Annotated in this window: 9 protein-coding genes and 1 pseudogene; 5 read left to right on the top strand and 5 right to left on the bottom strand. The window is 58.8% G+C overall.

All coding sequences use genetic code 11. The features are described 5' to 3' along the window. Position 1: 1 nt before the first annotated feature. Positions 2-1,240, bottom strand: a complete 1,239-nt coding sequence (mexE, locus tag AACY30_RS18305; protein ID WP_339419107.1) for a multidrug efflux RND transporter periplasmic adaptor subunit MexE — start codon at positions 1,238-1,240, stop codon at positions 2-4. A 302-nt stretch (positions 1,241-1,542) separates the two neighbouring features. Here mexE and AACY30_RS18310 point away from each other — a divergent pair, with 302 nt between their 5' ends. Continuing rightward, on the top strand, positions 1,543-2,013 hold the full coding sequence (locus AACY30_RS18310) for an SDR family NAD(P)-dependent oxidoreductase (protein WP_339540884.1): 471 nt from the start codon (positions 1,543-1,545) through the stop codon (positions 2,011-2,013). Between the two features lie 38 nt (positions 2,014-2,051). On the opposite strand, the pseudogene AACY30_RS18315 reads toward AACY30_RS18310, so the two are convergent. The 3 genes and pseudogenes from AACY30_RS18315 to AACY30_RS18325 all read right to left on the bottom strand — a co-directional run. Further along, positions 2,052-2,414, bottom strand: a pseudogene (locus AACY30_RS18315) (IS30 family transposase); the annotation flags it as partial. 63 nt (positions 2,415-2,477) lie between these two features. Further along, positions 2,478-2,813: an Arm DNA-binding domain-containing protein gene (locus tag AACY30_RS18320; RefSeq protein WP_339540885.1), complete on the bottom strand. Its 336-nt coding sequence runs from the start codon at positions 2,811-2,813 to the stop codon at positions 2,478-2,480. 170 nt (positions 2,814-2,983) lie between these two features. After that, positions 2,984-3,898 (bottom strand): LysR family transcriptional regulator, encoded by a 915-nt coding sequence (locus AACY30_RS18325; RefSeq protein WP_038850482.1) that lies wholly within the window; start codon positions 3,896-3,898, stop codon positions 2,984-2,986. A 247-nt stretch (positions 3,899-4,145) separates the two neighbouring features. Here AACY30_RS18325 and AACY30_RS18330 point away from each other — a divergent pair, with 247 nt between their 5' ends. From AACY30_RS18330 to pgm, 4 genes are all read left to right on the top strand, one after another. Continuing rightward, the gene (locus AACY30_RS18330; RefSeq protein ID WP_339420163.1) at positions 4,146-5,168 is read left to right on the top strand and encodes a zinc-dependent alcohol dehydrogenase family protein; all 1,023 of its coding nucleotides are present in this window, start codon (positions 4,146-4,148) and stop codon (positions 5,166-5,168) included. 703 nt (positions 5,169-5,871) lie between these two features. Then, positions 5,872-7,296 carry a hypothetical protein gene (locus AACY30_RS18335; protein ID WP_339540886.1) on the top strand — a complete coding sequence of 475 codons (1,425 nt, stop codon included), beginning with the start codon at positions 5,872-5,874 and terminating at the stop codon, positions 7,294-7,296. Then, positions 7,293-8,699, top strand: a complete 1,407-nt coding sequence (locus tag AACY30_RS18340; RefSeq protein WP_339540887.1) for an aminotransferase-like domain-containing protein — start codon at positions 7,293-7,295, stop codon at positions 8,697-8,699. The genes AACY30_RS18335 and AACY30_RS18340 overlap by 4 nt, the downstream gene beginning before the upstream one ends. A gap of 105 nt (positions 8,700-8,804) precedes the next feature. Next, positions 8,805-10,448, top strand: a complete 1,644-nt coding sequence (gene pgm, locus AACY30_RS18345) for a phosphoglucomutase (alpha-D-glucose-1,6-bisphosphate-dependent) (RefSeq protein WP_339540888.1) — start codon at positions 8,805-8,807, stop codon at positions 10,446-10,448. A 55-nt stretch (positions 10,449-10,503) separates the two neighbouring features. On the opposite strand, the gene AACY30_RS18350 is transcribed toward pgm, so the two are convergent. Further along, a complete protein-coding gene (locus tag AACY30_RS18350) occupies positions 10,504-11,199 on the bottom strand; it encodes a pirin family protein (protein WP_339469974.1) in 696 nt (231 codons plus the stop codon). Between the last annotated feature and the right edge of the window lie 75 nt (positions 11,200-11,274).

Consider the following 11,274-nt stretch of genomic DNA (forward strand, 5'->3'; position numbering starts at 1 on the left):
CTTAACCGCGTGGAGTCGCGCTGGCAAGTTTGGGCGAGGCTTTATCCGGCGCCACTTGTTCCAGGTTGCTGGCTTCAAGCGCTTGTCGTTGTTTGGCCAAGGCGGCGAGGGTTTCCTGGCTGGCCATCGGAATGGTTTGCGGGGCCACCGGCGACCCTGGGCGCACGCGCTGCAGGCCCTTGACGATAATGGTGTCGTCCTTGTTCAGGCCGCTGCGCACGATGCGCAAACCTTCGATCTTCGGCCCCAGCTCCACCGAACGATAGGCCGGCTTGTCGCCTTCCATCACCAGCACGAATTTCTTGCCCAGGTCGGTGCCGACGGCTTCGTCGGTGATCAACACGGCAGAGTAGGTGCCGCTGCCGACCAGTTTCAGGCGTGCATACAGGCCAGGGGTGTATTCGCCCTTGCTGTTATCGAACACAGCGCGACCACGGATGGTGCCGGTGGCCGGGTTGACCTGGTTGTCGATGAAGTTCATCTTGCCCAAGTGCGGGTTGCCGGTTTCGTTGGACAGGCCCAGGTACACCGGCGTGGTTGCACCACGGCGGCCTTGGCGAGCCAGTTCGGTGTACTTGAGGAACACACGCTCATCGGCGTCGAAGTAGGCGTAGACCTTGTCGGTGGAGACCACACTGGTCAGCGCGGTGGTGTCGGCGGTCACCAGGTTACCGGCAGTGATTTCGGCACGGCTGACGCGGCCGCTGATCGGCGAGGTCACACGGGTAAAGCTCAGGTTCAGCTTGGCCAGGTCCAACTGCGCCTGGATCCCGGCAACGGCCGCGCGGGCTTCCTGGGCAGCGGTGGTGCGCGAGTCGGCCAGTTCGGCGGAAATCGCATTGCTCTGGCGCAGGCGCTCGCCACGTCGCGCTTCGTTATCGCTGCGGGAGGCGGCGGCGCGGGTTTGTTGCAACTGGGCTTCAAGGCGGCGCACTTCAGCCTGGAACGGACGCGGGTCGATCTGGAACAGCAAGTCGCCTTTCTTGACCAAGGCGCCTTCGGTGAAAGCGACTTGGTCAATCTGGCCAGACACCCGTGGACGAATCTGCACGGTTTCCGGGGCTTCCAGGCGACCGGTGAATTCATCCCACTCGTTGACCGGTTGTTCAAGCACCTTCGCCACGCTGACTTTGGCAGCAGGCATGGCGGCCGCTTGTTCCGGGGTCTTGCCGCACGCGCTCATCACCACTACGGCCAAAATCGCCAAGGGGAAGCGCAAATGTTTGAGTGACTGTTCCATGAGGTGCATCCGCCAATGTATTTGAGATGGGCGGATCATGCGCGGCGATGTGCTATGTCACGAATCGAATGAAGCAAAGGTAACTATCATTCGGAATGATGTAAGCGCGAGTTTAGCCCTCTAGCCTGGGGCTTTCGTTAGGGAGCTATCAATGGGCGTGATGACAAAGGTCTTTTACGGGAACTGCAAGGAAGGTTGAGGGGGAGGTTGAAACAGTCGAGGTAATAAGCGACTGACGACATCAGCCATTTATCTGAAGCAGCCAAGTCCGTGCCAGCACTCTTTATGAAGAAGTTCACCGCATGACGACGCCTGCTACTGTGCTCATCACCGGCGCCTCCTCCGGGATTGGCGCCACCTATGCCGAACGCTTTGCTCGTCATGGCCACGACCTGATGCCTGTTGCACGTGACAAGGCACGCCTTGAGACCTTGCCCGAACGTCTACGTAAAGACACCAGCGTGGCTGTCGACGTGCTGCCAGCAGCAACCCGCACCGAAATCTGGGAGCGCGCCGGGATCGACCTCGGCACGCTTTCCGAAGTCATGGATGTTGAAGAGCTGATAGAAGCCGCATTGGTCGGCTATGACCGTCGCGAGCTAGTCGCTATTGCGCCACTGCACGCGGCGGGTCGTTGGGATGCGCTGGATCAGGCGCATCAGGGGTTGCTGAGCGACATTCGCCAAGCCCATGCTGCCGAGCTTTATCAGGCGCAAGCCATATATCCACCCCTAGGACAGAAAGTCTCATTCCTGCGGGTTCTGGCGGTATAGGGACGTTCGCGATCCAGTTGGCCAAACACCTCGGTGCCCCGGCCTTGGTCGCAGGTCATGCTTTCACGCACGGGCAGCGGCATGCGATTGTGCGCCGCGCTAAAGCCTTCCACCGCCGATGTGGCCGTTTCGATCAGCATCACATAACCGCTGGTGCGCTCGACCAGCGTGCAAACCGACGAGGCGTAGGCCTTACCTTTGATCAAATAACCCGCCCAATGCTCAGGCATCAGGCGATCCTCGATCTCCGGCGGGCGGACGTGGATGCTGACCATGTCCGGCATCTGGTTACGCCGATCGACAGCACCTGCGCGTGGTCTACGCGTACGTTTACCTTGCCGCAGGCAAACGATCAGTTCCTTGCGCAGCTCGCCCACCGGCAGGGCATACACCGCGTTGTAGGTGTTGCACTCAGTTTCCGCGGTTGCCCGTTTTTTAAACCGGTCAGGGCTTGCCTAACCAAGCTAGATATTCGGGCATTTGGCTTTGAAGTGTAGTGCTCTGCGGTGCTGCAGTATGATTCTGGCGGACGCTACGGGTTCAGGCTGAGCCATCGGCACGAGGTTCAAATGCGGCGGATCGGTCTTGTCACGCGCTTCTTTGAGACCAATGTCGGGGTAAGTGCCGATGGAGAAGCGGTTTTCCTTGCCATGCAGCCGATACTTCAATCTGCAAACCTTGGAAGGGGATTTGCCGACCTTGCTCGACGCCTCACCACCAAGTAGAGGCCAGGAACTTCGCCATCGGCGTGTTTGCCGGGTTTGGTCAGCGAGCGGATCAAGGCATCGCTCAGTTTTCATTTGAAACCAACCGCATTATCTGAGGGCATCGGTGGGAGCATTCTTTTTAAGGAACCGAAATTTGCCCCCATGAGTCGTGGAGTCCATTGGATTTGGACAGACGGCAATAGACTGAAATTACCAATAACTATTTGTTATAAAATAATTTTATGGAATTTACTGGCGCTCCATTACAAGCTATCGGGGTCGCCAAAAAACATCTGAATCCGCGACCGCAACCAGCGCTCGCCCGGGTCATTATCCTGTGATCCACGCCACGCCATATGCAACTCAAAGCTGCGCACCGGCAATGGCGGGTCTTCCGCACGCAACCCACCCGCCGAGGTCAACGCCTCGGCCGCGTAGTCCGGCACGGTCGCGAGGATGTCCGTGCCCGCGAGCAAGGTGCCCAGGCCGTTGAATTGCGGCACCGCCAATACCACGTGGCGTTTGCGGTCGAGTTTTTCCAGTTCTTCATCAATGAACCCGCTCAAGTCACCGGCAAATGACACCAGCGCGTGGGGGCGGGCGCAGAAGTCGTCCAGGCTCAGCGAACCCGGTACGCTGTCGGCGCGCAGCAGTTTCGGCAGGCTGCGGCGCAATACTTTGCGCTTGGCGTTAGCCGGCAAGTCGGCGGTGTAGCTGACGCCGATGGAGATTTCGCCGGAGGCCAGCAGGCCGGGCATCAGGATGTAATTGACGCGACGCACGACCAGCACGATGCCGGGTGACTCCGCGCGCAAGCGTTTAAGCAGTTGAGGCAGCAGGGCAAACTCGACGTCGTCGGACAGGCCGATGCGGAACACTGCGGTGCTGGTGGCCGGGTCGAATTCAGCGGCGCGGCTGACCGCGGTGGAAATGGAGTCCAGGGCCGGGGAGAGCAGGGCGAAGATTTCTACCGCTCGGGCCGACGGTTCCATGCTGCGTCCGGTGCGCACGAACAGCGGGTCATCAAACAGCCCGCGCAGGCGTGACAACGCCGCGCTGATGGCTGGCTGGCCGAGGAACAGTTTCTCGGCGGCGCGGGTCACACTGCGCTCATGCATCAAGGTTTCGAATACGATCAAGAGGTTAAGGTCGACACGACGCAGGTCGTTACGGTTCATCTTGTGTCCTGGAAGAGTCAGCTGACTTGACGAGAGCGGGCATATAACAACAATGGCCAGCACGAATCTTACGGGGAAAGGCTGTTACTCTGCACAGGAAAATTGAGTTTTCTTACAAGAGCTGAGGTCTATTCCTCAGACGCTGAATCAATGACAGACATGTCGACTATTAATGGCGACCGGTGGCCTTACCCGTAAAGCCCAGATAGAGTTCATGGCATTAGAGGTTACTTTGACGAGGTTTGCGATGTCCCGCACGATCCGTTTTCACAAGTTTGGTCCGGCCGAGGTGCTCAAATGCGAAGAGCATGCAGCCGCGCAGCCCGCACCCGGCGAAGTGCAGGTGCGTGTCGAAGCGATTGGCATCAGTTGGTATGACATTTTGTGGCGCCAGAACCTGGCGTCTTCCCATGCAAGATTACCGTCCGGTCTTGGCCATGAAATGGCCGGGGTGGTGGTCGCCGTAGGCGATGGCGTGGATGACTTCGCAGTGGGCGATAAAGTCGCCAGTTTTCCGGCCGAGAGCCCCAATGACTACCCGGTGTATGGTGAGCAGATCGTCCTGCCCCGTTCGGCCCTGACCCGGTACCCGGATCTCTTGAGCCCTATTGAAGCGAGTGTGCACTACACGCCGCTGTTGATCGCCTACTTCGCCTACGTGGACTTGGCACGGGTCAAGCCCGGGCAATTTGCCTTGGTGACTGACGCCAGCCACTGCGCCGGTCCGTCCTTTGTACAGCTGGGCAAGGCCCTTGGGGTGCGGGTGATTGCCGCTACCAAGGACAGCGCGGAGCGTGAGTATCTGCTGTCGCTCGGTGCGGAAAAGGTCATCGTCACCGAAGAGCAAGACCTGCTGATGCAAATCAACAAGTTCACCGACAACCGCGGTGTCGACGTGGTGTTCGACGGTTTGGGTGGCCCGCAGATGTCCTTGCTCGGTGACGTACTGGCACCCCGTGGCAGCTTGGTGCTGTATGGGTTGCAGGGCGGTAACCAGACGCCCTTCCCGGCGTGCGCGGCGTTCCAGAAGAACATTCAGTTTTTTGTGCACTGCATCGGTAACTTCACTGGCAAACCGGAGCTGGGCATCATTCAGGACCACGTAGCCTTGCAACGGGCGTTGCGCGATATCAACCAACTGACAGCCGACCGCGTGCTGGTGCCGTTGAAAACCACCGTGTTCCCGTTCAATCAGTTCGTGGAAGCGCACCGATACATGGACGAATGCCCGTGCCGCGAGCGTGTTGCGTTGCAGGTTGAAGCTGTTTAGTACGTAGGAAGGTTCTCAAACGCGTCTTCCTGGCACTTGGCGCATGGGGCAAATGCGCCATTTGACAGGGCTTAAACTGTATCCCCCCTTCAGGTGCCTGCTGGCACTTTAACCCCTGAATCCTGACTTTTTCGCTGACGCCGCCCTGAATTCCAGTGCGGCGTCTTTGTGTGCGCGTGAGTTTGGGCTGGCGGTTGCTCATCTGCACTGGTTTTCGCCAGGGTTCTGTATCTATTAATCATTATTCCAGCACTGATAATTGCGTCTTCACTTTCATCTCAAGGACTGAGCAATGATTGAATATCTGACACTACTGTTGCGAGCGCCTGAAACTAATGTCGCGGCGTTCACATGGCATGAGGGAAATAGGTGCGCTCATGAAAAGTTTCGTGCCCATGAGTGGGGAAGTTGGTTGGCGCGCGTGTCGGACAGTTCCTTTAATAGTCGGTTAACGGTGTGTAAGAGCTTGTCGGAAAGTTCCTAGGACTGTGATCGGATTTGTTTTGGCCCAATAGATCCAGAGGTTTACGCGCTTGCAGGTCTTGGGCTTTGCCCTCGGATACTCGTGTCGTTGTGTTGCACGGTGCTAGTGTCTAGTCATCGGCGTACAAGGCTGTGCGCGAATTTCTTACAGACGCAATCGGTCGAGCAAACACTGTCAGCAGTTGCTTGAAACTAATATTTCAACTCAGGTAGTAAAACGATGAGAACTATTCACGAACAAGCTATGAACTATGTTTACCAACAAGTTCTGCAGCGGTTGATCGGGCACTTTACTCGCGCAGAACGCACGGCACTCCAATTGCTGGTCCAGCGAATCGTCGTGGCAGCCGGCGGCATGGAGCAAGTGGGCGGTTACAAGGTGTTGGTGGCGCATGGTGGTGGCGAAGTGAGCAGCTACACCTTGGCGTTGTTGCGTGCCGCGCAGTTGACCATCGCTGGCCGCGCCCCGCGTACCTTTCACTTGAGGGTGGCGACATTGCGGCATGCGGGCATGACCGAGGGCAGGCTCGACAGCCTCGATCAAGGCTATGGCCGCCTGTTTCTGCACGATGATCCAAGGGTTGAGTTACTGATGGTGGATAACCAGGAAGTATTGCTCTTCAACCACCTGCGACCCGCCTCTGTCGTTGGGCGAGAAAGCAGCCAACGCAACAGGTTGATTGTCGGCCATCTGAGTTCCGGTGATTGCCGCGCCACGGTGTGCAGTGACACCTACCTGGCATTGGGGGATTTTTACCAGCGCGTTACCGCTTGGAATGGCGGGGTGCACGCACTGGTCAGCGCAGACTCTCCGCGCAAGCAGAGACAGTTTCTTGCCTGGCTCAAGAACACGGCAGTGGGCTCTGGCATAGCCATGCCTGAGGCCTGGCCGTCGTCGCTGACCGGTCTGTTCGCACGTATGGACGAATGGAGTACCGGTTATTACCGTGATGCATACGGGGAGCATTATGTCGCCAGTGACAACCCCAGCAAGACCGGCCACCGGAACCTGTCCTACATCGGCGTTGCCGATTTGCTGGACAACGTAGACCTCCCATCCTCGCCCATGCTCACCGACTTCATGGCCTTTGCCCCTGATCCGCTGGGGTTTCATTTCAGCCATCCAAGCTATTCCATCCCGCTGCTGATGGCCCATCTGCGTGGGTTGCAGGCTCAATGCTTGCGAGATATGAGCTATGAAGAAGGGGTGCAAGGCTTTATCCAACAGGCAGCACACTTCTTGAGTCGCATGAACATGCCCGAAGCGTTACTCACGCAGGCGGGGACGCGTGAAGGGCGCAGCCAGTCGAGCACTCACGCCCAGCAGTTCTTCGGCCTGGACGAGACTCAATTGATTTGCCTGCTGTTTTCGCCGTTTATCCATCATGGCGAACGCCTGGAAGGCTATTTGCGCCAGTGCCATCCCGGCATGCTGGTTGCTTTGCCCGAGCTGCACAAGGTCCTGCAGGGCAAGCCGTGCGCTGAGATGTTGCAGCAATGGGTCACCGACACCAGCGGCTTGCCAATGCCCTTGCTGCAGCACCTCTATCGCAAACGTCCGTTGGTCAACGCGGGCGGCAAATTGCGCAGTGCGGGTGCCACGGCCTATGACAGCGCGCAGGCCTGTCAATTGTCCGGGCAATGATACTGCGCGGCGAACGGCGGGCGGATTTCGCGTATCAGGCGGTTTACCGCTACATGATCAACCTGATTAACGACGTCAGTACCGACGCGCGGGTAAAGCTGCCGTCCCTGCGGCAATTGGCGGGGCGCCTGAACGTGTCGATCTCGACCGTCCAGTACGCCTACTCGCTGCTTGAGAAGGAGGGCAGGGTCTATTCGGTGGCCAAGTCGGGCTATTACGCCTGGCCTATGTCGGCAAACCCGCTGGCGTGGGCCGCTGGCGACCTGCTCGATCGGCTTTACGCAGCGGCTCGCCGCCCGGGCATGGTGGTGCTCAGTGGCGATGAACCTGCGTTGCTGGTGTCGCTGGATAGCAACCTGTTGCGCCTGGAGCGGGAGTTGGTACGCCAATACCCGCAACATCTGCAACCCTGGGCCCAGCCCTGCGGTGTCTGGGAACTGCGCGCAGCGCTGGCGGCGCGTTATACCTCTTCGCCCACTCGCTGTTGGCATGCCGATGACGTCTACATCGGTGCCGACCTGCGCGGTGTACTGGACATCCTCGTCGAAGTCTTGGGCCTGAGGGGGACGACGGTAATTGTGGAATCACCCTGCGACTGGCTGGTCTTGCGCCTTCTCCAGGATGCCGGGGTACGTATTATCGAGTTGCCCTGGACGCTGCAGGGGCGTCTGGACCTGGTGACTCTTGACCAATTGTTGTGCGATGAGCCGGTGCACCTGGTGTTGCTGTCGTCGGCAGTCAGCCTGCCGGCAGGTGTGGCTATGCCGACCCAGGACCGCCTGGCCGTTGCGCAAATGCTCGATCAGTACGGTTGCTGGCTGTTGGAAAACGACACCTATGGCGAATTGGGGTTTACAGAACCGCAGGCAGCCTTGCGCGAACTGGTGAACCCCGAGCGACTGATGGTGTTTTCCTCTTTCGAGAAAGTCCTTGGGTCGGAAGCCCCTTATGGTTATCTGCTGTCTCGGCGCAAGAGCAGTGAATTGCAGCGCCAGTTCCTGCTGCGTTCCTTTCGGTTGTCGTCGATTCGCCAGCGCGCGATTGCCCGTCTTTATCAAAGCGGGCGCATCGACCAGCACCTGCGCACACTGCACCTGCAGTTGCGCCAGCAGGCAGAGGAAATGCGTCACCGCCTGGAGCAGCATCTGGGAGACCAAGTGGCCTACCGCGCGCCAACTGCCGGGGCGACGTTTTGGTTGGGCTCCACAAAGCCTGTGGATATGCGCCAGGTGTTCCAGCGCCTGCTCGCCCAGCAGGTAGTGATTGCGCCCGGCGAGTTGTTTAGTGTCAGTGGCCTGCATCAACAGAACCTGCGCTTGAGCTACGCCTTTCACGGTCAACCCGACCTGGATATCGCCCTGGCTGCTATAAGCGACGCACTGCATCAGGCACAGACCGGTTGATTGCGTGAAGTTTCTCTTATTGTTGTAGGATCGATAACGTCGCGCAGCAGTCCAACTCTCAGTAAACTGCCATTTTTTCCAAATCCTTCTTTCCGAGGTTTATGCATGACAATCAGTCCTTTTGCGGGCAAGCCGGCGCCAGCCCAGTTGCTGGTGGATATCCCGCGACTGGTTACGGCCTACTACACCGGCCAGCCTGATGCAGCAATCTCCACCCAACGTGTGGCTTTCGGGACCTCCGGGCACCGGGGCAGCTCATTCGAATTGAGCTTCAACGAATGGCATGTGCTCGCCATCAGCCAAGCCATCTGCCTCTATCGTGAAGCCCAGGGTATCAACGGCCCATTGTTTGTCGGCCTCGACACCCACGCGCTGTCGACGCCCGCCGGTGCCAGCGCGCTGGAAGTGCTGGCTGCCAATGGCGTGCACGTGATGCTGGCCGAAGGCGATGAGTACACGCCGACCCCGGCAATCTCCCACGCGATCATCTGCTACAACCGTGGCCGCACCAGCGGCCTGGCCGACGGCATCGTCATCACGCCGTCGCACAATCCGCCGCAGAGCGGCGGCTATAAGTACAACCCGCCCAACGGCGGCCCGGCTGATACGCACGTCACCAAGTGGATCGAAGCCAAGGCCAATGAACTGTTGGCCAACAAACTGGCCGGGGTCAAGCGCATCACCCATGCACAGGCGCTCAAAGCCGACACCACCCATCGCCATGACTACCTCAACAGCTATGTGGCTGACCTGGTCAATGTGATCGACATGGACGCCATCCGCAGCGCCGATCTGCGCCTGGGTGTGGACCCGCTGGGCGGAGCAGGGGTGCGCTACTGGTCGGCGATTGCCGAGCACTACCGCCTGAACCTGGACGTGGTGAACACTGAAGTCGACTCGACTTTCCGCTTCATGAGCGTCGACTGGGACGGTCAGATCCGCATGGACCCGTCCTCCAGCTACGCGATGCAAGGTCTGATCGGTCTCAAGGATCGCTTTGATGTGGCCTTCGCCTGCGACCCGGACCACGACCGCCACGGCATCGTCACGCCGTCCGGTGGCCTGTTGGCACCGAACAATTACCTGGCAGTGTCCATCGATTACCTGTTCCAGAACCGTCCTGACTGGCGCGCTGACGCAGCCGTGGGCAAGACCGTGGTCAGCAGCGGCCTGATTGATCGCGTGGCTGCACGTATTGGCCGTCGCCTGTACGAAGTGCCGGTCGGCTTCAAGTGGTTTGCTGATGGACTGTTCGACGGTTCGTTGGGCTTTGGCGGCGAAGAAAGCGCTGGCGCTTCGTTCCTGCGCAAGGATGGCAGCGTATGGAGCACTGACAAGGACGGTTTGATCCCGGCGCTGCTGGCCGCGGAGATGACCTCGCGCAAAGGCCAGGACCCAAGCCAGATCTACCGCGGCCTGACCGACGCCCTGGGCGAGCCGTTTGCGATTCGCGTGGATGCCAAGGCCACGCCGGCGCAGAAAGCCTTGCTCGGCAAGCTGTCACCGGACCAAGTGATGTCGACTGAATTGGCCGGGGAACACATTCAGCAGATCCTTAGCCAAGCACCGGGTAACAACCAGGCGATCGGCGGCTTGAAGGTGATGACCGAAAACGGCTGGTTTGCTGCACGGCCATCGGGCACTGAGGACATTTACAAGATCTACGCCGAGAGCTTTATTGGCGAAGATCACCTCAAACAGTTGGTGGAAGAAGCGCAGGTATTGGTAGACGGCGCCATCTCCGAGTAACACTTACAAAACCCAATGTGGGAGCGGGCAGGCCCGCTCCCACATTTGGACAGCGTCAGGCCAGATCGACCAAGACAATTTCACAGTCTTCGATGGCGATAACACGTAAAACCTGCTCATCCTCTACCGCAATGCCGTCACGAGCGTGCGCACGCAAACCATTGACCTCAATCACTCCGGTCGCAGGCACCAGATAAGCGCGTCGACCGCTGTCCAACCGGTATTCAGCGCTTTCCCCAGCCTTCAGATTCGCCGCAACGAGCCGCGCATCCGCCCGAATACGCAGGCTTTCGCTATCACCGGTCTTGCCACTGGCCAGCGTTACAAATCCTTCGCGATCACCTTTCGGAAACGGCTTGGCTCCCCAGGAAGGCGGCAATCCGGCTTCATTCGGGATAATCCAGATCTGGAAAATCTTGGTCGGCGTATCTTCCAGGTTGTACTCGCTGTGAGCGATCCCGGTGCCCGCACTCATGACCTGTACATCACCCGCTTCGGTGCGGCCTTTGTTGCCGAGGTTGTCGGCATGGCTGATCGCACCTTCACGCACATAGGTGATGATTTCCATATCGCGGTGTGGGTGCTGCGGGAACCCGGTCCCCGGCGCGATGATGTCGTCGTTCCACACCCGCAGGTTGCCCCAGTGGATGCGGTTGGGGTCGTGGTACTCGGCAAATGAAAAGTGGTGATGAGCATCGAGCCAGCCGTGGTGGGCGCCGCCCAAGGAAGTGAAAGGTCGAAGTTCAAGCATGATCGTCTCCTGTGGATGCGCTTATGATCCTGCAGCTCATGATCAATAAAAAGCGTAAAAAATGCCTGATTCCTA

The organism is Pseudomonas sp. RA_5y_Pfl1_P24 (genome assembly GCF_963970945.1).
GTDB lineage: Bacteria > Pseudomonadota > Gammaproteobacteria > Pseudomonadales > Pseudomonadaceae > Aquipseudomonas > Aquipseudomonas tritici.